Source organism: Pseudomonas sp. NIBRBAC000502773, assembly GCF_006517195.1.
GTDB classification, from domain to species: domain Bacteria; phylum Pseudomonadota; class Gammaproteobacteria; order Pseudomonadales; family Pseudomonadaceae; genus Aquipseudomonas; species Aquipseudomonas marginalis.
The window spans coordinates 3,330,319-3,349,367 of sequence record NZ_CP041189.1; the positions used below are offsets into that span (position 1 = coordinate 3,330,319).

Annotated in this window: 22 protein-coding genes; 13 read left to right on the forward strand and 9 right to left on the reverse strand. The window is 61.1% G+C overall.

What is annotated here, in order from left to right:
- Positions 1 to 58: 58 nt before the first annotated feature.
- The 3 genes from NIBR502773_RS15475 to trpB form a co-directional block, all read right to left on the reverse strand.
- Entirely contained in the window at positions 59 to 499 is a 441-nt protein-coding gene (locus NIBR502773_RS15475; protein ID WP_098480661.1) for an anti-virulence regulator CigR family protein, read from the reverse strand.
- A 135-nt stretch (positions 500 to 634) separates the two neighbouring features.
- On the reverse strand, positions 635 to 1,444 hold the full coding sequence (gene trpA / locus NIBR502773_RS15480; RefSeq protein WP_065926830.1) for a tryptophan synthase subunit alpha: 810 nt from the start codon (positions 1,442 to 1,444) through the stop codon (positions 635 to 637).
- A complete protein-coding gene (gene trpB, locus NIBR502773_RS15485; RefSeq protein ID WP_027608134.1) occupies positions 1,445 to 2,671 on the reverse strand; it encodes a tryptophan synthase subunit beta in 1,227 nt (408 codons plus the stop codon). It abuts the gene before it with no gap.
- A 111-nt stretch (positions 2,672 to 2,782) separates the two neighbouring features.
- On the opposite strand from trpB, the gene NIBR502773_RS15490 reads away from it, so the two are divergent.
- Positions 2,783 to 3,679 (forward strand): LysR family transcriptional regulator, encoded by an 897-nt coding sequence (locus tag NIBR502773_RS15490; RefSeq protein ID WP_141156379.1) that lies wholly within the window; start codon positions 2,783 to 2,785, stop codon positions 3,677 to 3,679.
- Between the two features lie 8 nt (positions 3,680 to 3,687).
- On the opposite strand, the gene NIBR502773_RS15495 is transcribed toward NIBR502773_RS15490, so the two are convergent.
- Complete coding sequence (locus tag NIBR502773_RS15495; protein ID WP_003170746.1) at positions 3,688 to 4,014, reverse strand: YqjD family protein; 327 nt, start codon at positions 4,012 to 4,014, stop codon at positions 3,688 to 3,690.
- A gap of 156 nt (positions 4,015 to 4,170) precedes the next feature.
- Between NIBR502773_RS15495 and NIBR502773_RS15500 the strand changes: the two genes are divergently transcribed.
- Together NIBR502773_RS15500 and NIBR502773_RS15505 are read left to right on the forward strand one after the other, a co-directional pair.
- The gene (locus NIBR502773_RS15500; RefSeq protein WP_027608132.1) at positions 4,171 to 4,386 is read left to right on the forward strand and encodes a dodecin; all 216 of its coding nucleotides are present in this window, start codon (positions 4,171 to 4,173) and stop codon (positions 4,384 to 4,386) included.
- A gap of 115 nt (positions 4,387 to 4,501) precedes the next feature.
- Complete coding sequence (locus NIBR502773_RS15505; protein WP_005783407.1) at positions 4,502 to 4,726, forward strand: DUF1161 domain-containing protein; 225 nt, start codon at positions 4,502 to 4,504, stop codon at positions 4,724 to 4,726.
- 60 nt (positions 4,727 to 4,786) lie between these two features.
- On the opposite strand, the gene NIBR502773_RS15510 is transcribed toward NIBR502773_RS15505, so the two are convergent.
- Positions 4,787 to 5,788, reverse strand: a complete 1,002-nt coding sequence (locus tag NIBR502773_RS15510; protein WP_141156380.1) for an LLM class flavin-dependent oxidoreductase — start codon at positions 5,786 to 5,788, stop codon at positions 4,787 to 4,789.
- A gap of 215 nt (positions 5,789 to 6,003) precedes the next feature.
- On the opposite strand from NIBR502773_RS15510, the gene NIBR502773_RS15515 reads away from it, so the two are divergent.
- Both NIBR502773_RS15515 and NIBR502773_RS15520 read left to right on the forward strand, forming a co-directional pair.
- Entirely contained in the window at positions 6,004 to 6,435 is a 432-nt protein-coding gene (locus tag NIBR502773_RS15515; protein WP_141156381.1) for an OsmC family protein, read from the forward strand.
- A 146-nt stretch (positions 6,436 to 6,581) separates the two neighbouring features.
- Positions 6,582 to 6,821 (forward strand): DUF1161 domain-containing protein, encoded by a 240-nt coding sequence (locus NIBR502773_RS15520; RefSeq protein ID WP_017734725.1) that lies wholly within the window; start codon positions 6,582 to 6,584, stop codon positions 6,819 to 6,821.
- Here NIBR502773_RS15520 and NIBR502773_RS15525 read toward each other — a convergent pair whose 3' ends face one another.
- Complete coding sequence (locus tag NIBR502773_RS15525) at positions 6,822 to 7,244, reverse strand: hypothetical protein (protein WP_141156382.1); 423 nt, start codon at positions 7,242 to 7,244, stop codon at positions 6,822 to 6,824.
- 110 nt (positions 7,245 to 7,354) lie between these two features.
- Between NIBR502773_RS15525 and NIBR502773_RS15530 the strand changes: the two genes are divergently transcribed.
- Positions 7,355 to 8,398, forward strand: coding sequence for an aminopeptidase (locus tag NIBR502773_RS15530; protein WP_141156383.1), 1,044 nt, complete (start codon positions 7,355 to 7,357; stop codon positions 8,396 to 8,398).
- A 59-nt stretch (positions 8,399 to 8,457) separates the two neighbouring features.
- Here the strand turns inward: NIBR502773_RS15530 and NIBR502773_RS15535 are convergent, their stop codons facing one another.
- Together NIBR502773_RS15535 and NIBR502773_RS15540 are read right to left on the reverse strand one after the other, a co-directional pair.
- Entirely contained in the window at positions 8,458 to 9,117 is a 660-nt protein-coding gene (locus NIBR502773_RS15535) for an HAD family hydrolase (protein WP_065937881.1), read from the reverse strand.
- Positions 9,114 to 9,656, reverse strand: coding sequence for a gamma carbonic anhydrase family protein (locus NIBR502773_RS15540; RefSeq protein ID WP_065937880.1), 543 nt, complete (start codon positions 9,654 to 9,656; stop codon positions 9,114 to 9,116). The genes NIBR502773_RS15535 and NIBR502773_RS15540 overlap by 4 nt, the downstream gene beginning before the upstream one ends.
- 54 nt (positions 9,657 to 9,710) lie before the next feature.
- Here NIBR502773_RS15540 and prlC point away from each other — a divergent pair, with 54 nt between their 5' ends.
- Together prlC and NIBR502773_RS15550 are read left to right on the forward strand one after the other, a co-directional pair.
- On the forward strand, positions 9,711 to 11,810 hold the full coding sequence (prlC, locus tag NIBR502773_RS15545; RefSeq protein WP_174556988.1) for an oligopeptidase A: 2,100 nt from the start codon (positions 9,711 to 9,713) through the stop codon (positions 11,808 to 11,810).
- A complete protein-coding gene (locus NIBR502773_RS15550) occupies positions 11,807 to 12,079 on the forward strand; it encodes a YheV family putative zinc ribbon protein (protein ID WP_027608125.1) in 273 nt (90 codons plus the stop codon). The genes prlC and NIBR502773_RS15550 overlap by 4 nt, the downstream gene beginning before the upstream one ends.
- 25 nt (positions 12,080 to 12,104) lie before the next feature.
- Here the strand turns inward: NIBR502773_RS15550 and NIBR502773_RS15555 are convergent, their stop codons facing one another.
- Entirely contained in the window at positions 12,105 to 12,791 is a 687-nt protein-coding gene (locus tag NIBR502773_RS15555) for a tyrosine-protein phosphatase (protein ID WP_141156384.1), read from the reverse strand.
- 273 nt (positions 12,792 to 13,064) lie between these two features.
- Here NIBR502773_RS15555 and NIBR502773_RS15560 point away from each other — a divergent pair, with 273 nt between their 5' ends.
- The 5 genes from NIBR502773_RS15560 (at position 13,065) to NIBR502773_RS15580 (ending at position 19,002) form a co-directional block, all read left to right on the forward strand.
- Positions 13,065 to 13,817, forward strand: coding sequence for a gluconate 2-dehydrogenase subunit 3 family protein (locus tag NIBR502773_RS15560; RefSeq protein ID WP_027608123.1), 753 nt, complete (start codon positions 13,065 to 13,067; stop codon positions 13,815 to 13,817).
- 2 nt (positions 13,818 to 13,819) lie between these two features.
- Positions 13,820 to 15,604: a GMC family oxidoreductase gene (locus tag NIBR502773_RS15565; protein ID WP_065937877.1), complete on the forward strand. Its 1,785-nt coding sequence runs from the start codon at positions 13,820 to 13,822 to the stop codon at positions 15,602 to 15,604.
- A gap of 12 nt (positions 15,605 to 15,616) precedes the next feature.
- On the forward strand, positions 15,617 to 16,915 hold the full coding sequence (locus tag NIBR502773_RS15570) for a cytochrome c (RefSeq protein WP_141156385.1): 1,299 nt from the start codon (positions 15,617 to 15,619) through the stop codon (positions 16,913 to 16,915).
- A 70-nt stretch (positions 16,916 to 16,985) separates the two neighbouring features.
- A complete protein-coding gene (locus NIBR502773_RS15575) occupies positions 16,986 to 18,044 on the forward strand; it encodes a PA0069 family radical SAM protein (RefSeq protein ID WP_065926840.1) in 1,059 nt (352 codons plus the stop codon).
- A gap of 226 nt (positions 18,045 to 18,270) precedes the next feature.
- Positions 18,271 to 19,002: a carbonic anhydrase gene (locus NIBR502773_RS15580; protein WP_027608119.1), complete on the forward strand. Its 732-nt coding sequence runs from the start codon at positions 18,271 to 18,273 to the stop codon at positions 19,000 to 19,002.
- Positions 19,003 to 19,049 lie beyond the last annotated feature (47 nt).

Sequence of the window (19,049 nt, forward strand, 5' to 3'; positions counted from 1 at the left end):
AAGTGTGTTGAGGGGGTGTGTTCCCCCTCAAGCCTAGCCTATATGGAAAAAGCCCGGATCAGTTCAGCACGCCGTCCAGAATTTCATAGACGATACCGGTACCCACCGCAATCAACACCACATCCGGCCCCGAACGGCGCCACTCATAACCCGGGTACACCGGCAGGCGCGCCAGCGCACGGTTGTCCAGGCGCTCGCCGTAATAGCCGCGCGGCAGGGGTTGGCCGCGCACCAGGCGCACATTCGGCGGCGGCGGTGCGCCACGGGAGAACTGGCCGTGGTTGTCGTGAATGATCTGGCGTACCGGGCCGAAGTCCTGGGGTGGGCCGCCGCGACGATTGTCCTGCGGGCCACGATGCTCGTCGCCCCGTTGCTCGTGCTGGCCTTGCGGGCCGCCACGGTCGTCACCCCGCTGGTCAGGCGGCGCGGCTTGCACCAGGGCGCTGGCGCCAAGCACCAGCACACCAAGACCTGCAATCACGGATTTAGGCATTTTCATCGGGTATTCCTCAGGGCACACATACAAAAAAGGGATCTCGAACGCGGTTCGAAATCCCTTGGTCTTGCTGTTTAGGCCGTGATTGCGCGCGTTGATTCCTCTGTATCAGGAACTTTACCTCTCGCTACATGGTGCTTACTTACGGGCGTTGCGCACACCTTCCGACAGCGCCGCGCACAGGCTCAATACGCCATCGATTGCTTGTTGATCGTTACTGGCATTGGCGATGTGATCGATCAGGGCCGAGCCCACCACCACGCCATCGGCCAGGCGCGCGATGGCGGCCGCCTGTTCCGGTGTGCGGATACCAAAACCGATGCTGATCGGCAGGTCGGTATGCCGACGCAGGCGGGTCACGGCTTCCTCGACGTGTTCCAGGGTCGCAGCGCCAGCACCGGTCACACCGGCCACGGATACGTAGTAGACAAACCCGGAACTGCCGTTGAGCACGGTCGGCAGGCGCACGTCATCGGTGGTCGGCGTGGTCAGGCGGATAAAGTCGATACCTGCGGCCTGGGCCGGGTCGCACAGCTCGCCGTTATGTTCTGGCGGCATGTCGACCACGATCAGGCCGTCGACGCCGGCCTCTTTGGCGTCAGCGATGAACTTAGGCACGCCGTATTTGTGGATCGGGTTGAAGTAGCCCATCAACACCAGCGGGGTATCGTTGTTGTCCTTGCGGAACTCACGCACCATCTGCAGGGTTTTCAGCAGGTTCTGTTTGGCTTCCAGCGCGCGGATGTTGGCCAGTTGGATGGCCGGGCCGTCGGCCATCGGGTCGGTGAAGGGCATGCCCAACTCGATCACATCGGCGCCCGCAGCGGGCAAGCCCTTGAGGATCGCCAGCGAGGTGTCATAACCCGGGTCACCGGCCGTGACGAAGGTCACCAGGGCGGCGCGGTTTTGTTCCTTGAGTTGCGCAAAGCGGGTTTGCAGGCGGCTCATTTAGTGTTTCTCCTGCTGAGACTGTTCCATGTGGTGCATCACGGTCTGCATGTCTTTGTCGCCACGGCCGGACAGGTTGACCACCATCAGGTGATCCTTCGGCAGGGTCGGTGCGCGCTTGAACACTTCGGCCAGGGCGTGGGCGCTTTCCAGGGCAGGAATGATCCCTTCCAGGCGGCAGCATTTGTGGAACGCGTCCAAGGCTTCATCGTCGGTCACCGAGGTGTACTGGACACGGCCGATATCGTGCAACCAGGCGTGTTCCGGGCCGATGCCTGGGTAGTCGAGGCCGGCGGAAATCGAGTGGGCGTCGATGATCTGGCCGTCGTCGTCCTGCAGCAGGAAGGTACGGTTGCCGTGCAGCACGCCCGGTACGCCGCCGTTGAGGCTGGCGGCGTGCTTGCCGGTCTCGATGCCGTGGCCGGCCGCTTCAACGCCGATGATCTCGACGCTGGTGTCGTCCAGGAATGGGTGGAACAGGCCCATGGCGTTGGAGCCACCGCCGATGCATGCCACCAGGCTGTCCGGCAGGCGGCCTTCCTGGGCTTGCAGCTGGGTGCGGGTTTCCTTGCCGATCACGGCCTGGAAGTCGCGCACCATCGCCGGGTACGGGTGCGGGCCGGCCACGGTGCCGATCAGGTAGAAGGTGTCGTCGACGTTGGTCACCCAGTCGCGCAGGGCTTCGTTCATGGCGTCCTTGAGGGTGCCGGTGCCGGCGACCACCGGGATCACTTCAGCGCCCAAAAGCTTCATGCGGAACACGTTGGCCTGTTGGCGCTCGATGTCGGTGGTGCCCATGTAGATCACGCACTGCAGGCCGAAACGCGCGGCCACGGTGGCCGTGGCCACACCGTGCATACCGGCGCCGGTCTCGGCGATGATGCGTTTCTTGCCCATGCGCCGCGCCAGCAGGATCTGGCCGATACAGTTGTTGATCTTGTGCGCGCCGGTGTGGTTCAGCTCTTCGCGCTTGAGGTAGATCTTGGCGCCGCCGCAGAACTCGGTCAGGCGCTCGGCGAAATACAGCGGGCTGGGGCGGCCGACGTAGTCGCGCTGGAAGTAGGCCAATTCTTCGTTGAACGCCGGATCGATCTTGGCCGCTTCGTATTCACGGGCCAGGTCGAGGATCAATGGCATCAGGGTTTCGGCGACGTAGCGGCCGCCAAACGCGCCAAACAGGCCGTTGGCGTCAGGGCCGTTGCGCAGATCGGTCTGGGACTGAGTCATGGGACGCTCCAGGTAGGAATTCTGTATGGGAAGCAATGAGGGCCACTCTACCCCTCACATCTGGCGCTGAAAACCGATAAGATCGCTGCAACCTGTCAGGAAAACTCACAGATGAGCCGCGACCTCCCGCCCCTCAATGCCCTGCGCGCATTTGAAGCCACTGCCCGCCTCAACAGCGTCAGCCAGGCTGCCGAGCAATTGCACGTGACCCACGGTGCGGTCAGCCGTCAGTTGAAAGTGCTGGAAGAGCATTTGGGTGTCAGCCTGTTCATCAAGGACGGGCGCGGCCTTAAACTCACAGATGCAGGTGTGCGGTTGCGAGATGCCAGCGCCGAGGCGTTCGAGCGCTTGCGGGACGTGTGCGCCGAACTCACCCAGGCCAGCGCCGACGCGCCTTTCGTGCTCGGCTGCTCAGGCAGTCTGCTGGCGCGTTGGTTGATCCCGCGCCTGGGACGCTTGAATGCCGACCTGCCGGACCTGCGCCTGCACCTGTCGGCAGGCGACGGCGACCTCGACCCTCGACGCCCCGGCCTCGACGCCCTGCTGGTCTTCGCCGAACCGCCGTGGCCGGCGGATATGCAGGTGTATGAGCTGGCGAGCGAGCGTATCGGCCCGGTGATGAGCCCGCGTTTTGCCGGCTACGAGCGCCTGCGCCAGGCGCCGCCGCACGCCTTGTGTGGCGAAGCTTTATTGCACACCACGTCCCGTCCGCAAGCCTGGCCCAGTTGGGCGCAACAGCACGGCATCGAGCCCGGCGCGCTGAAACACGGCCAGGGTTTTGAGCATTTGTATTATTTGCTGGAAGCGGCGGTTGCGGGGTTGGGCGTGGCGATTGCGCCAGAACCGCTGGTAGCAGAGGACCTGCGCGCGGGTCGCCTGGTGGCGCCGTGGGGTTTCAGTGAAACCCCGGCGCACCTGGCGTTGTGGCTACCCAAGCGCGCCGCAGACGGGCGCGCGGGTCAGTTGGCGCACTGGCTCAAGGCTGAGCTGGCGCGCCAGCCGGTGTAGCCGGTCAATCAGTCACCGCGTTTGCACAGCAGGTAAGCCGCCAGCAGGCCCAGTGCGCCAACGGCGACGCCGGCGGTGGTCCATGGGTGCTCTTGTGCGTAGTCCCGGGTGGCAACACCGGTTTCGCGGATTTTGACTTTGCTTTCTTCGTAGGCATCGCTGATCAGGTGACGGGAATGCTTGAGGGCATTCTCGGCATTGCTTTTCAGGGCCTTCAGGGTTTTGCGCGACTCATCCGACGCATCGTCCTTGAGGCTCTCAAGGGACTTGAGCAGGCTCGAAATCTCGGCTTCCATGCTTTCCAGCGACGCTTTGCGTAAAGAAGTGTTGGCCATGTGGATTCTCCTGAAGTGATTGAGTGGCGTGTGTAGATACCGACTCCAGCGGTTTCAGAAAGTGCAGTAAATCTGAACTTTCGGGTAGGAACCGTCGCCAGAAGCAGTATGAACAATGACTGCTAGGCTTTATTGACGACCCTCAGGAGAAACACCATGTCTGATCATCACACCTACAAGAAAGTGGAATTGGTAGGTTCGTCCACCACCAGCATCGAAGACGCAATCAACAATGCCCTGGCCGAAGCCAACAAGAGCATCAAGCACTTGGAGTGGTTTGAGGTGACGGAGACCCGTGGTCATATCAAGGACGGCAAGGTCGCCCACTACCAAGTCACGCTCAAGGTGGGGTTCCGAATTGCCAGTAGTTAATCGCGTCGGTTGAACTTGCCGGCTGGCCGATTGCCATAACCTGCGCTACAAACAATGGGTGCCGATGCCTGCAGCGTCGGCACGCTCGTTTCAATCAGCGCAAGGAAAGTGACGGATGAAGAAGTTCCTGTTAGCGGTAGGTTTGTTGAGCATTGCGGGCACAGCCCTGGCGGCGGGCAAGCCTTGTGAAGAGCTGAAAAGTGAAATTGCAGCGAAAATCGACGCCAAGGGCGCTTCGGGTTATTCGCTGGAAGTCGTGGATAAAGGCGCCTCGACCGACGCTAAAGTGGTTGGCACCTGTGAAGGTGGTACCAAGGAAATCGTCTACAAGCGCGGTTAATTCCGTGTGGCAGGCTTGAAACCGACGCAAAGGTGCGTCGGTTTTTTTTTGCCTGGGGATTTAGCCCTTCATCAACTGCGCCAGCAGCTCGTAGGAATGAATCCGATCGGCGTGCTCGTACAGGTCGCAGGTGAAGATCAATTCGTCGGCGCCGGTCTGTTCGATCAGCACTTCCAGCTTGGCGCGGATCTTCGCCGGGCTGCCCACCATTGCCAGTCCGAGGAAACTGCCGACGGCGTCTTTTTCATGGGGCAGCCACAGGCCGTCCATGGTTTTCACGGGGGTGCGCTGGACCAGGCTTTGCCCGCGCATCAAGGCAAGGATGCGCTGGTACACCGAGGTGGCCAGGTAGTCGGCCTGCTCATCGGTGTCGGCGGCAACCAAGGGAATGCCGAGCATCACGTAAGGCTTGTCCAGTACGGCCGAGGGCTTGAAGTGGTTGCGGTACACGCGAATCGCCTCGTGCATCAAACGCGGTGCGAAATGGGAGGCGAAGGCGTAGGGCAAACCGCGTTCGCCCGCCAGTTGCGCGCTGAAAAGGCTGGAACCCAGCAGCCATACCGGTACGTTGGTGCCGGTGCCGGGCACCGCAATCACCCGTTGGTCCGGCGTGCGTGGGCCGAGGTAGGCCATCAGTTCGGCCACGTCTTCCGGGAAGTCATCCGCGCTGCCGGAGCGTTCACGGCGCAGGGCGCGGGCGGTCATCTGGTCGGAGCCGGGCGCGCGGCCCAGGCCCAGGTCGATACGTCCGGGGTAGAGGCTTTCCAGGGTGCCGAACTGCTCGGCGATCACCAGCGGTGCATGGTTGGGCAGCATCACGCCGCCGGAGCCGACGCGAATCGTCGAGGTACCGCCGGCCAGGTAACCCAGCAATACCGAGGTGGCCGAGCTGGCGATGCCATCCATATTGTGGTGTTCTGCCACCCAGAAACGGTTGTAGCCGAACTTTTCCACATGCTGGGCCAAATCCAGGGAATTGCGCAGCGACTGCGCCGGGCTGCCGTTGGCGCGCACCGGCACCAGGTCGAGGGTCGAGAACTTTACGTCGGACAGCGATTTCATAAGCCTGCTTCTCCAATGGGGGCGCAGGCTTCTTAGACGAACCAAAACCTGCCGCTTCATGTGCATGCTCTATGCAATGAGGGCATATACCCGAGATTCAATAGCAGCAATGAAATTTCCTACTTAATCGCTAGGTTTCTCTTACAACTGAACTTTGCCGGCGTGTCTATCCTCAGAACCTTACTGACGCAAAACCACCGTTCGAGGAGAGAGCTATGAGTATCGTTAAAAAGGCATCCGCGCATTGGGAAGGTGATCTGAAGACTGGCCTGGGCTCCATTTCCACCGAAACCGGCGTGCTGCGCGAAGCGCCCTACGGCTTCAAGGCCCGTTTCGAAGGCGGCAAGGGTACTAACCCTGAAGAACTGATTGGCGCGGCCCACGCCGGCTGTTTCTCCATGGCTTTTTCCATGATTCTCGGCGATGCCGGGCTCAAGGCTGACAGCATCGACACCCAGGCCGAAGTGACCCTGGACCAGGTCGAAGGTGGCTTCGCGATCACCGCCGTGCACTTGGTGCTCAAGGCCAAGATCCCGGGCGCCAGCCAGGCGCAGTTCGATGAATTGAGCAAGAAGGCCAAGGAAGGGTGCCCGGTGTCCAAGGTGCTGAATGCGAAGATCAGCCTGGATGCGACGCTGGTCAGCTGACATTGCAGGTCCACTGTGGGAGGGGGCCAGCCCCCTCCCACATTTTGTTCTGCGTTAAATCAGAACTCGTGTTTCCCGAATGTGGTCCTATAGCCTATGCAGCCTTAGGCGCACACCCGTGCGCATGCATTCAGGGAGCTTCACACATGAAACGTTTTGCTTTGGCGATCATTTGCGGTGTGTTGGCCACATCGGCTGTGGCCGCACCAAAAGACTGCGAAGAGCTCAGGAAAGAGATTGAGGTCAAGATCCAGGCGAACGCGGTTCCGTCCTACACCTTGGAAATTGTCAGCAAGGAAGAGGCTGACAAGCACGACGTCGCCATGGTCGTCGGCAGCTGTGAGAACGGTACCAAAGCCATCATCTATCAGAAGAACAACGATTGATCAGAGGCAGTTGACGCTGCGCTCTTCCGCCAGCAATTGGCGAGCGGCGTTATACAGCCGGATATTCGGCGTGAAGGCCAATGAGCGCCCTTCCAGGCGATAGCGTTGGCCTGCCTCGAAATGGTCGTACTGCAGCGTGATGAAACAGGTGCGGTCGGCCGTTTGCCCAAAGCCATTGAGGCTGCCGCCGGTCGGCACCTCGAAATCAAAGCGCACCATCAACTCGTGACTGCCCGGTGGCACCTGGAAGTAGCGCCCGTCCGGCAGGTTCTTACCATCCAGGCGTTGCGCCATCACCAGCTTGGCTCCCGGCGTCGGCGTAGCGAAATCGACCCAGGCCTGATGCGGGTCGACCGGCGGCAGGGGGGTCGAAGCGCAGGCGCTGAGCAACAGGGCGACGATGGGAAGCAGGAGCTGGCGCATGGCGGGTACTCAACGCAAGGAGAGGTTTGAGTATAAACACGCCACGCCATGGAAAAATCCCCTTCAGGCGCGATAGTCTGGCGAACACATCACCCAGGAGCGGTCGGGGCATGGTCAGGCGTTTTCTTCCAGGGTTGATAGTCGTGCTGCTCAGTGGCTGTTCCAGCGTCAGTTACTACAGCCAATTGGCAGGTGGTCAGTGGCAGCTGTTGCGAGCCCGGGAACCGGTTGCCGAGGTCATCGCCGATCCGTCGCGGCCACAGGGGCTGCGTGATCATCTGGCTCAAGCACAGAAAGCCCGAACCTTCGCCAGCGAGCACCTGCATCTGCCGGACAACCAGAGTTACCGGTTGTATGCGGATATTGGTCGACCCTATGTGGTCTGGAATGTCTTCGCCACGCCGGAATTTTCCCTGGCGCCTCAAACCCATTGCTTCCCCATTGCCGGTTGCGTGGCCTATCGCGGCTATTACCGCCAGGGCGCGGCACGGGGTGAGGCGGCGTTGTTGCGCCAGCAAGGCATGGACGTATCGATAGGTGGCGTCGAAGCCTATTCCACCCTGGGTTGGTTCAACGACCCGATCATGAATTCGATGATGAACTGGGGCGACGAACGCCTGGCCACGCTGATCTTCCATGAGCTGGCGCACCAGCGGTTCTACGTGAAGGATGACACCGAATTCAACGAGTCGTTTGCCAGCTTCGTCGAGCAGGAAGGCACCCGCCAGTGGCGCGCGGCCCAGGGCCTGGCGCCGCTTGGCAGCTCGACGCGGCAGCAGCGGGACCAATTTACCCAGCTGATCCTCGATACACGTAAGCGCCTGGAAAAACTCTATGCGCAACCGCTGTCCGTCGAGGCGATGCGCCAGGCCAAGGCGGCCGAATTCGAGGCGTTGCGCCGTGAGTACCGGCAGATGCGCGATAGCCAATGGGGTGGGGACAAGCGTTATGACGCCTGGATGAACCTGCCGATGAACAATGCGCGGTTGTTGCCGTTCGGGCTGTATGACCGGTGGGTGCCGGCGTTTGCGGCGTTGTTCAGGCAGGAAGGCGGGGATTGGCTGAAGTTTTACGCCGCAGTGGAGAAGATGGGCGGGTTGCCGGTGGCGCAGCGCAAGGCTGCGTTGAGGCGGTTGGAAGGTCCTGATCTGTAGAGCCTCATCGGGGGCAAGCCGCTCCCAATGTGGGAGGAGGCTTGCCACCGATGGCGGCCTCAGGGCCGCTGCAAAAACGCCTGATGCATCTGCGCCAACGTCTCGAAATGCCAGGTCGGCGCTTCGGCGTTCAACTCTTCGAAACTACCAAACCCGTAACCGACGGCCGCCGAATCCACGCCATTGCTGCGCGCCCCGATCAGGTCGTGCTTACGATCACCGATCATCAAGGTGGTCGCTGGGTCGAGGCCTTCTTCGCTGATCAAATGCGCAATCAACTCGACCTTGTTGGTGCGTGTCCCGTCCAGTTCACTGCCGTAGATCACCTTGAAGTGCCTGGCAAAATCGAAATGCCGCGCGATCTCGCGGGCAAACACCCAGGGCTTGGATGTGGCGACGTACAACTGGCGGCCCTGCTTGCCTAGGTCTTCGAGCAGCGGCATCACGCCGTCGAATACGCGGTTTTCGTACAGCCCGGTGACCTTGAAGCGCTCGCGGTAGAAATTCACCGCTTCCCAGGCCTTGGCCTCATCGAAGTCGTAGAACTGCATGAAGGCTTGCAGCAATGGCGGGCCGATGAAGTGTTCGAGTTGGGTCAGGTCGGGTTCGTCGATGCCCAGTTTGCCAAGGGCGTACTGGATCGAGCGGGTGATGCCCTCCCGTGGGTCGGTGAGGGTGCCATCCAGGTCGAACAGGACGGTTTGGTAAGGGAGGGTCATTGGTCGAATCCTTCAGCCAGGTGCAGGTCTTTGAGCTTCACGTAGTTGGCGGCGCTGTAGGTGAAAAAAGCGCGTTCCTTGTCAGTCAGCGGGCGGATTTGTTTAACCGGGCTGCCCACATACAAAAAACCACTGTCGAGTTTCTTGCCCGGTGGCACCAGGCTGCCGGCGCCGATGATGACGTCGTCTTCCACCACGGCGCCGTCCATCACGATGCTGCCCATGCCGATCAAAATCCGGTTGCCCACCGTGCAGCCATGCAGCATGACTTTGTGGGCGATGGTCACGTCATCGCCGATCAGCAGCGGGAAACCGTCAGGATTGAACGGTCCGGCATGGGTAATGTGCAGCACGCAGCCGTCCTGCACGCTGGTGCGCGCGCCGATACGGATGCGGTGCATGTCGCCGCGAATCACGGTCAGCGGCCAGACCGAGCTGTCGGTGCCGATTTCGACATCGCCGATCACCACCGCCGAAATATCGACAAAAGCCCCGGTGCCCAGGGTTGGCGTGTGATTCTGATAGGTGCGAAGGGTCACGATAGCCTCTCTCTTATGTGGTGATAGCTGCGGTGGGCGTTGATTGTAATTAAGATGGCCCCATCTTTGTTCTTACATGTTTCTTCAGCCAAGGTGCCAACCGTGAGCGCGAACAACCCTCTTCTGCAGTCCTACGACCTGCCGCCGTTCTCGGCGATCCGTGCCGAGCACGTGCAGCCGGCCATCGAACAGATCCTCGCCGATAACCGTGTTGCCATCGAAGGCATCCTGCAAAGCCAGGGTAAAAATCCGACATGGGCCGGCCTGGTGCTGGCCATGGACGAATTGAATGATCGCCTGGGCGCTGCCTGGAGCCCGGTCAGCCACCTCAACGCCGTGTGCAACAGCGCCGAGCTGCGCGAAGCCTACGAGGCGTGTCTGCCGGCGTTGAGCGCCTACTCCACCGAGATGGGCCAGAACCGCGCGCTGTTCCAGGCCTTCGAAGCCCTGGCCAACAGCCCGGAAGCCGCCGGTTTCGACGTGGCGCAAAAAACCATCCTCGAACATTCCCTGCGCGACTTCCGCCTCTCGGGTATCGATTTGCCGCCTGAGCAGCAAAAACGTTATGCCGAGGTGCAGAGCAAGCTTTCCGAACTGGGCAGCAAATTCTCCAACCAACTGCTGGACGCCACCCAGGCGTGGACCAAGCACGTCACCGAGGAAGCCACCCTCGCCGGCCTGACCGATTCGGCCAAGGCGCAGATGGCTGCTGCCGCGCAGGCCAAAGGCCTCGACGGTTGGCTTATCACCCTGGAGTTTCCGAGTTACTACGCGGTCATGACCTACGCCCAGGACCGCGCCCTGCGGGAAGAAATCTACGCGGCCTACTGCACCCGTGCGTCAGACCAAGGCCCGAATGCCGGTCAGAACGATAACGGCCCGGTGATGGAACAGATCCTCGATCTGCGTCAGGAACTGGCCAAGCTCCTGGGTTACGCCTCGTTCTCCGAGCTGAGCCTGGCCACCAAGATGGCCGAGTCCAGCGACCAGGTGTTGAGCTTCCTGCGCGACCTGGCCAAGCGTAGCAAGCCGTTCGCTGCCCAGGACCTGCAACAGCTCAAGGCCTACGCCGCCGAACAAGGCTGCGCCGACCTGCAAAGCTGGGACAGCGGTTTCTACGGCGAAAAGCTGCGTGAGCAGCGCTACAGTGTGTCCCAGGAAGCCCTGCGCGCCTACTTCCCGATCGACAAGGTGCTGGGCGGCCTGTTCGCCATTGTGCAGCGTTTGTACGGCATCGAGATTGCCGAGCAAAAAGGCTTCGACACCTGGCACCCGGATGTTCGCCTGTTTGAAATCAAGGAAAACGGCCAGCACGTCGGGCGCTTCTTCTTCGACCTGTACGCCCGCGCCAACAAGCGTGGCGGTGCCTGGATGGACGGCGCGCGCGACCGTCGTCGTACCATCGACGGTGTGCTGCAAAGCCCGGTGGCGAACCTGGTGTGCAACTTCACCCCGGCCGACAGCGGTAAGCCTGCCCTGCTGACCCACGATGAAGTGACCACCCTGTTCCACGAATTCGGCCATGGCCTGCATCACCTGCTGACCCGCGTCGAGCATGCCGGCGTGTCCGGTATCAATGGCGTGGCATGGGATGCGGTGGAGCTGCCGAGCCAGTTCATGGAGAACTGGTGCTGGGAGCCGGAAGGCCTGGCGTTGATCTCCGGCCACTATGAAAGCGGCGAGCCACTGCCCCAGGACCTGCTGGAAAAAATGCTCGCGGCGAAGAACTTCCAGTCCGGCCTGATGATGGTGCGCCAGTTGGAGTTCTCGCTGTTCGACTTCGAGTTGCATGCCACCCATGGCGATGGCCGCAGCGTGGCGCAGGTGCTCGAAGGTGTGCGCGATGAGGTGTCGGTGATGCGTCCGCCAGCCTACAACCGTTTCCCCAACAGCTTTGCGCACATCTTCGCTGGCGGTTATGCCGCGGGCTACTACAGCTACAAATGGGCCGAAGTGCTGTCGGCGGATGCCTTCTCCAAATTCGAAGAAGACGGCGTGCTCAATGCCGAGACCGGCCGTGCCTTCCGCGAGGCGATCCTGGCGCGCGGCGGTTCCCAGGCGCCGATGGTGCTGTTCGTCGACTTCCGCGGACGTGCCCCGTCGATTGACGCACTCTTGCGCCACAGCGGCCTGAGTGAGGACGCAGCAGCATGAGTGAAGGGCCTGTGATTACCAAAAAGCAATTTATCGCCGGGGCGGTCTGCCCGGCGTGCAGCGAGCCGGACAAGTTGAAGATGTGGACCGAGGACAGCGTGCCGCATCGCGAGTGCGTGGCCTGCGGGTATACCGATACGCTGAATGATCAAGGCCTGTCGGTGCCCAAGGAATTGGGCACGCGGGTCAATACATCGGCGTTGAAAGCGCCGGATCCGAAGGTGCAGGCGGTGCAGTTTTTCCCTAACCCGAAGCTGAAGAAAGACTGATTCGTCTACCCCCTGGGAGTGCGTCTCAGGGGGTGACCAGCAGTGCGGTTTTTTCCTCGGCGGACTCGTGATCCTTGTTCGCCGGGTTCAGCCAGCTGTTCATCGAGCACAGGGCAAAGGCGCTGGTGCTGCAATCGCCATTCGCCAAGGCTGTGCGCAACTTGTCGATATCGGCCCTCATCATGTAGCGAACGCCGTCCTTGAAGCCGTTACTGGTGCCGAAACCGCCCAGGGTCATCTCGTTCAGCGCATCCTCCTTGCTCCATCCCTGGATCACCACGCGATACATCGCCGCCATCAGGCCGGTGCGGTCAGAGCCGTGCTTGCAGTGCATCAGCACCGGGCCGTCAGCTTCCGCTTCCTTGATCGCCCTGAGTGCCGCCAGCACGTCAGAGTCATCCACATGGTTGGTGCGATAACTCAACTGAACCTGACGGATGCCTGGCGCCTTCAGCCAGTTGCTATCGGACTCGGGCAGGAAGTTGATCACGGTGCCGATCTTGAGCTGTTCCAGCAACGGCGCTGCATTGCTATCCGGCAATGCGCTGCGATAGAGCGTGGGCGTCATTTGATGCAGGTTGTAGCGGTCGCCCACTGGCTGGGCCCATTCTGGAGAACGCAGGGACGTAGTGTCATCGGCCCGCGCAAAAGCTGTGGTGAACAGTGCCATGAACGCCAGACCCAGGGCCGGCAACCAATGATGCTTGTACATGGGCGACGTCACCCTATAGGGAGTGGTTGATAGCGCCCAGAGTCGGTCACGGCGGGTCAAGGAGGTGTGAGGTGTGCGTCAAAGAATCGTGAATCTTCAATCTTTAGTCGCTGAAGCGATTCTCTCGATGCTTAGGCTGCTATCATTTGTAACTATTGTTTGCGCGCTGCGCTCTATCTCCCTGGATTGCCTGGATCCAGTTCGCCGCCCGACAACGCCAAGCCACTCCCTAGAAGCGGCTGATAACCCGTGACCACATGATGAGGTGCCACCATGTCTGATCAAGATCAAGACAACCCCCGGCGTGACTTTCTACGCAAATCCTTGACCTTGATCCCGGTGGTCACGGTTGCCAGCACCGGCCTTGGCGGTTCGATGCTGATGGCGACGCCTGCGCCGGTCGAGGCTGCGCCAGCCAAGCCTGCGGCCAGCGAAAAAGCCTACGAGCCAAGCTATTTCACTGCCGAGGAATGGGCGTTTATCAACGCTGCCGTCGAGCGTCTGATCCCGGCCGATGCCCAAGGCCCCGGCGCCCTGGAAGCTGGCGCGCCGGAGTACATCGACCGGCAGATGAACACGCCTTACGCCAGCGGTGCCCTGTGGTTCATGCAAGGCCCGTTTAATGCCGATGCGCCACCGGAGATGGGCTGGCAGAGCAAGTTGGTGCCCAAGGACATCTATCGCCTGGGTATTGCCGCGACGGATGCCTGGTCGAAGGCGTTCAACGGCAAAGTTTTTGCTGCGCAAGACAGCGCTACCCGAGACGATATGTTGCGGCGCCTGGAGGCGGGCGGCAGTGAAGTCACGGCACATTTTGACGCGGTGCCGCCGAAGATGTTCTTCAACCTGCTGCTGCAAAACACCAAGGAAGGCTTCTTCTGCGACCCGATCCATGGTGGCAACAAAGGCATGGTCGGCTGGACCATGATTGGCTTCCCCGGCGCCCGCGCCGATTTCATGGACTGGGTGGAACGCAACGAGCAGTACCCCTTCCCGGCAGTATCCATTCGCGGCGAGAGGGCATAAACGTGGCGACCATCATGAAGAAAGTGGATGCGGTGATTGTCGGCTTCGGCTGGACCGGCGCGATCATGGCCAAGGAGCTGACGGAAGCCGGACTGAACGTGCTGGCGCTGGAGCGCGGCCCGATGCAGGACACTTACCCGGACGGCAACTATCCCCAGGTCATCGACGAACTGACCTACAGCGTGCGTAAAAAACTCTTCCAGGACATCTCCAAGGAGACGGTGACGATTCGCCATAGTGTGAATGACGTTGCCTTGCCTAACCGTCAGCTCGGCGCGTTTTTGCCGGGTAACGGCGTGGGCGGTGCAGGCTTGCACTGGTCGGGCGTGCATTTCCGTGTCGATCCGATTGAACTGCGCATGCGCAGCCATTACGAAGAGCGCTACGGCAAGCATTTCATTCCCAAGGACATGACCATCCAGGACTTCGGCGTGAGCTACGAAGAGCTGGAGCCGTTTTTCGACTATGCGGAAAAAGTCTTCGGCACCTCAGGCCAGGCCTGGACCGTGAAAGGCCAGGTGGTGGGCGAAGGGCGTGGCGGCAACCCCTATGCGCCGGACCGTTCCAACCCGTTTCCGTTGGAAGCGCAAAAGAACACAGTCTCCGCACAGCTGTTTCAGAAAGCCGCCGCCAGCGTCGGGTACAAGCCCTACAACCTGCCCTCAGCCAATACCTCGGGGCCTTACACCAACCCCTACGGCGCGCAGATGGGCCCGTGCAACTTCTGCGGTTTTTGCAGCGGCTACGTGTGCTACATGTACTCCAAGGCCTCGCCGAACGTGAACATCCTGCCGGCGCTGCGCCAGGTGCCGAATTTCGAGCTGCGGCCCAACTCCCACGTGCTCAAGGTCAATCTGGACAGCACCAAGAGCAAGGCCACCGGCGTGACCTACATCGACGCCCAGGGCCGAGAGTGCGAACAACCGGCAGACCTGGTGATCCTCGGCGCGTTCCAGTTCCACAACGTGCGGCTGATGCTGCTGTCGGGCATCGGCAAGCCTTACGACCCGATAACCAATGAGGGTGTGGTGGGCAGGAACTTTGCCTACCAGAACATGGCCACCATCAAGGCGTTCTTCGACAAGGACACCCATACCAACAACTTTATCGGTGCCGGCGGCAATGGCGTGGCCATCGATGACTTCAACGCCGACAACTTCGATCACGGGCCCCATGGCTTTGTGGGCGGTTCGCCGATGTGGGTCAACCAGGCCGGCAGCCGGCCGATTGCCGGTACGTCCAACCCGCCCGGCACGCCGGCCTGGGGCAGTGCCTGGAAGCGCGCCACCGCCGATTACTACACCCACCAGGTGTCGATGGATGCACACGGTGCCCATCAATCCTACCGGGGTAACTACCTGGATCTGGACCCTGTCTACCGCGATGCCTACGGCCTGCCGTTGCTGCGCATGACGTTCGACTGGCAGGAAAACGACATCAAGATGAACCGCTTCATGGTCGAGAAAATGGGCAAGGTCGCCGAAGCGATGAACCCCAAGGCGATAGCCGTACTGGGCAAAAAAGTCGGTGAGCACTTCAACACCGCGTCCTACCAGACCACCCACCTCAACGGTGGCGCGATCATGGGGACCGACCCGAAGACCAGTGCGCTGAACCGCTACTTGCAGTGCTGGGATGTGCACAACGTGTTTGTCCCCGGCGCATCCGCTTTCCCACAGGGCTTGGGCTACAACCCTACCGGCCTGGTGGCGGCATTGACCTACTGGTCGGCCCGGGCGATCCGCGAGCAGTACCTGAAAAACCCCGGCCCGCTGGTTCAGGCATAAGGAGCGATGACCATGAAAGCATTTGTTATCGCGACGTTTGCCCTGCTCAGCAGCTGCTCGATCAGTGCCGCCGAAACCGACCTGATCAAGCAGGGCGAATACCTGGCCCGCGCCGGCGACTGCGTGGCCTGCCACACCGCCAAGGGCGGCAAACCGTTCGCTGGTGGCCTGCCGATGGAAACCCCCATCGGTGTGATCTATTCCACCAACATCACCCCGGACAAGACCGGCCTGGGCGACTACAGCTTCGAGGACTTCGACAAGGCCGTGCGTCACGGTGTCGCCAAGAGTGGTAGTACGCTTTACCCGGCGATGCCCTACCCGTCTTATGCGCGTGTCGGCGAAAGCGATATGCAGGCGTTGTATGCGTACTTCATGAAGGGCGTGGAACCGGTCGCCCAGGAGAACAAGGACAGTGACATTCCGTGGCCGTTGAGCATGCGTTGGCCGCTGGCGGCGTGGCGCTGGATGTTTGCCCCTGAGGTGGTGGATAAGCCTGTCATGGCCGACGCAGACCCGGTGATCAGCCGCGGCGCTTATCTGGTGGAAGGCCTTGGCCACTGTGGCGCGTGCCATACACCACGCGCCCTGACCATGCAGGAAAAAGCCCTGAGCGCGACTGACGGCAAGGCCTTCCTGTCCGGCAGCGCGCCACTGGAAGGCTGGATCGCCAAGAGCCTGCGCGGTGACCATAAGGACGGCCTCGGCGGTTGGAGCGAGGCGCAGCTGGTGCAATTCCTCAAGACCGGTCGCAGTGATCGCAGTGCGGTGTTTGGCGGTATGAGCGACGTGGTCGTGCATAGCATGCAGTACATGTCCCAGGACGACCTGACCGCTATCGCCCGTTACCTCAAGAGCCTGCCGGCGGTGGACCCGCAGGATCAGCCGCACCAATATGACAAGCAGGTGACCGAGGCGCTGTGGAAAGGCGATGACAGCAAGCCCGGTGCCTCGGTGTATATCGACAACTGCGCGGCCTGCCACCGTACCGATGGCCATGGTTACACACGGGTGTTCCCGGCGTTGGCGGGCAACCCGGTGGTGCAGACGGCGGACGCCACGTCGTTGATCAACATCGTGTTGAACGGCGGCACGTTGCCGGCCACTCACACGGCACCGTCGACCTTTACCATGCCGGCGTTCGCCTGGCGCCTGTCGGACCAGGAAGTGGCGGCTGTGGTCAGTTTCATCCGTGGCAGTTGGGGTAACCAGGGGGCCGCGGTGAAAGCCAGTGACGTGGCCGACCTGCGCAAGAACGACATGCGCACCACATCGGGCGATGACCTGGGGCAGGTCACACAAAAGCACTGACCGCCAGACGGCACTGGTCAGAAACATCGCGCCTCTATACTGTATATAAAAACAGTATCGAGGCGCTTTCATGTCTACTCCGCTGCCGCCCCGTGGTCGGGGCACGGCCACCAACCTGCACAACCGCTTTGCGCCCACCGTCAGCGTGGCCGAGGACGACGGCTGGTACCAGGAAGTGCCGCCGACCCAGGGCACCGAAGTACGCATCGAAACGGCCAAGACCATCATCACCCGCAACAACTCGCCGGACCTGCCGTTCGACCGCTCCATCAATCCTTACCGTGGCTGCGAACATGGCTGCATTTACTGCTATGCACGGCCCAGCCACGCCTATTGGGACATGTCGCCGGGGCTGGATTTCGAAACCAGGCTGATCGCCAAGAGCAATGCGGCCGACGTGCTGGAACAGCAGCTGTCGAAGCCGGGCTATGTGTGTGCGCCGATCAACCTGGGTTCCAACACCGACCCGTACCAGCCTATCGAGCGTGAGTACAGGATCACCCGGCAAACCCTCGAAGTGCTGCTGCGTTATCGGCACCCGGTCACCATCATCACCAAGGGCTCGTTGATCCTGCGCGACCTGGACCTGCTGGCGGAGCTGGCCAGGCAACGCCTTGTGGCGGTGATGATCAGCCTCACCAGCCTGGATGATGAGCTCAAGCGCATCCTGGAGCCGCGCACCGCCGCGCCCAAGGCACGGTTGCGGGCCATACGGGTGATGCGCGAGGCGGGCATCCCGGTGGGCGTGCTGTGCTCGCCGATGATCCCGATGATCAACGACAGCGAGTTGGAAAGCCTACTCACCGAAGCCCATGCCGCCGGTGCGCAGAGTGCGGCATACATGATGTTGCGCCTGCCGCTGGAGGTGGCGCCGCTGTTCGAGGAGTGGCTGGCGGCGCATTACCCGCAGCGTGCGGCCCATGTGATGAGCCTGGTGCGCCAGGTGCGTGGTGGTGAGGTCTACGACAGCCGGTTCGGCGTCCGCATGCGGGGCGAGGGGCCGTTTGCCGACCTGCTGGCCCAGCGCTTCAGCAAGGCGATCAAACGCCTGGGGCTCGATCGCAGAGAAGGCTTCAATCTGGATTGCACGGCGTTCTGTCCACCGGGCAGACAGATGGCATTGTTGTAGACTGAAAAGGCAGAATGCATCGTTCCTGTAGGAATAGTCGCGTTTTGACATCACTGAAACCCGCGATCTAGAGCGGTTCATTCAGTTTGAGTTAAGTTTCGGTGGTTACCTTGTTCAGCGAGTGACTGATGAGTCGGCAGCCTGGTTTGTGGCTTTTACAACTATTTCACTGGCCTGGCGTCGAACTGACCTGAAAACTCCCCTGCATTAATCAAGAGGATGAATCATGAGTGACAAGGATAAACAGCCGTTGGCTGCGTCGGCTTCAGCCCCTCAGGTGGCAGAGTCTGCCGATGCAGCGCTAAAACATATCGTTGACGGCTTTTTGCATTTCCATCACGACGTCTTCCCTCAGCAGGAAGAACTCTTCAAGAAACTCGCCACGGCCCAGAGCCCGCGGGCGATGTTCATTACCTGCGCCGACTCGCGCATCGTGCCTGAGCTGATTACCCAAAGCTCTCCCGGCGACCTGTTCGTGACCCGCAACGTCGGTAACGTCGTGCCGCCTTATGGGCAGATGAACGGCGGTGTTTCCACTGCCATCGAGTACGCGGTACTGGCCCTGGGCGTGCAACACATCATCGTGTGCGGGCACTCCGATTGTGGCGCCATGCGTGCGGTCCTCAACCCCGCCAGCCTGGAGAAGATGCCAACGGTAAGGGCCTGGCTGCGGCACGCCGAAGTCGCCAAGTCCATGGTCGAGGACAATTGCGACTGTGCCAACGAAGGCGAGAGCATGAAAGTGCTCACTGAAGAAAACGTCATCGCCCAACTGCAGCATTTGCGTACCCATCCTTCGGTGGCGTCGCGCATGGCCAACGGTCAGCTGTTTATTCACGGCTGGATCTACAACATCGAGACCAGTGAAATTCGAGCTTACGATGCTGATCAGTCGGCATTCCGACCGTTAAGCGGCGAAGGGCCGATTCCTTCCGCGACGCCTAAAGCGCGCTTCTAAAACACTTCCCTGCCGGGTAAAGCGGTGGCTGCCATGGATGCAGCCAG

Coding starts and splice junctions, on each gene's coding strand:
- NIBR502773_RS15560 (WP_027608123.1), top strand. CDS start 13,065: ATGTCTGATCAAGATCAAGACAACCCCCGGCGTGACTTTCTACGCAAA.
- NIBR502773_RS15495 (WP_003170746.1), bottom strand. CDS start 4,014: ATGGCCAACACTTCTTTACGCAAAGCGTCGCTGGAAAGCATGGAAGCC.
- NIBR502773_RS15575 (WP_065926840.1), top strand. CDS start 16,986: ATGTCTACTCCGCTGCCGCCCCGTGGTCGGGGCACGGCCACCAACCTG.
- NIBR502773_RS15580 (WP_027608119.1), top strand. CDS start 18,271: ATGAGTGACAAGGATAAACAGCCGTTGGCTGCGTCGGCTTCAGCCCCT.
- NIBR502773_RS15570 (WP_141156385.1), top strand. CDS start 15,617: ATGAAAGCATTTGTTATCGCGACGTTTGCCCTGCTCAGCAGCTGCTCG.
- NIBR502773_RS15530 (WP_141156383.1), top strand. CDS start 7,355: ATGGTCAGGCGTTTTCTTCCAGGGTTGATAGTCGTGCTGCTCAGTGGC.
- NIBR502773_RS15490 (WP_141156379.1), top strand. CDS start 2,783: ATGAGCCGCGACCTCCCGCCCCTCAATGCCCTGCGCGCATTTGAAGCC.
- NIBR502773_RS15525 (WP_141156382.1), bottom strand. CDS start 7,244: ATGCGCCAGCTCCTGCTTCCCATCGTCGCCCTGTTGCTCAGCGCCTGC.
- trpB (WP_027608134.1), bottom strand. CDS start 2,671: ATGACTCAGTCCCAGACCGATCTGCGCAACGGCCCTGACGCCAACGGC.
- NIBR502773_RS15555 (WP_141156384.1), bottom strand. CDS start 12,791: ATGTACAAGCATCATTGGTTGCCGGCCCTGGGTCTGGCGTTCATGGCA.
- NIBR502773_RS15515 (WP_141156381.1), top strand. CDS start 6,004: ATGAGTATCGTTAAAAAGGCATCCGCGCATTGGGAAGGTGATCTGAAG.
- NIBR502773_RS15475 (WP_098480661.1), bottom strand. CDS start 499: ATGAAAATGCCTAAATCCGTGATTGCAGGTCTTGGTGTGCTGGTGCTT.
- NIBR502773_RS15500 (WP_027608132.1), top strand. CDS start 4,171: ATGTCTGATCATCACACCTACAAGAAAGTGGAATTGGTAGGTTCGTCC.
- NIBR502773_RS15510 (WP_141156380.1), bottom strand. CDS start 5,788: ATGAAATCGCTGTCCGACGTAAAGTTCTCGACCCTCGACCTGGTGCCG.
- prlC (WP_174556988.1), top strand. CDS start 9,711: ATGGCCCCATCTTTGTTCTTACATGTTTCTTCAGCCAAGGTGCCAACC.
- NIBR502773_RS15535 (WP_065937881.1), bottom strand. CDS start 9,117: ATGACCCTCCCTTACCAAACCGTCCTGTTCGACCTGGATGGCACCCTC.
- NIBR502773_RS15505 (WP_005783407.1), top strand. CDS start 4,502: ATGAAGAAGTTCCTGTTAGCGGTAGGTTTGTTGAGCATTGCGGGCACA.
- NIBR502773_RS15550 (WP_027608125.1), top strand. CDS start 11,807: ATGAGTGAAGGGCCTGTGATTACCAAAAAGCAATTTATCGCCGGGGCG.
- NIBR502773_RS15520 (WP_017734725.1), top strand. CDS start 6,582: ATGAAACGTTTTGCTTTGGCGATCATTTGCGGTGTGTTGGCCACATCG.
- trpA (WP_065926830.1), bottom strand. CDS start 1,444: ATGAGCCGCCTGCAAACCCGCTTTGCGCAACTCAAGGAACAAAACCGC.